The organism is Frigoribacterium sp. AC759 (assembly GCF_979256015.1).
The window spans coordinates 1-259 of sequence record NZ_CEEDMT010000117.1; the positions used below are offsets into that span (position 1 = coordinate 1).

Annotated in this window: 1 protein-coding gene; it reads left to right on the plus strand. The window is 41.7% G+C overall.

Annotated elements, in window-relative coordinates:
- Nucleotides 1-32: 32 nt before the first annotated feature.
- Nucleotides 33-259, plus strand: a 227-nt coding sequence (locus ACZ6JE_RS15320) for an MFS transporter (RefSeq protein WP_464319501.1), incomplete at its 3' end; no start/stop codon positions are given.

Consider the following 259-nt stretch of genomic DNA (forward strand, 5'->3'; position numbering starts at 1 on the left):
TATTGGAGTTGATTGATACAACCATTGTAAACGTGGCAATTCCTCAAATACAGGGAAACCTGGGCGCAACGCTTGAAGATGTGGCCTGGTTATCTACTGGTTATGCCGTTGCGAATGTTATCATCCTCCCGATGTCGGGTTGGCTGGGAAGTCGTTTCGGACGTAAAAATTATTTCTTAACCTCTATTATTGTCTTTACCCTGGTTTCGTTTTTATGCGGTAACGCAACATCTTTAAACGAACTTATTTTGTTCAGGAT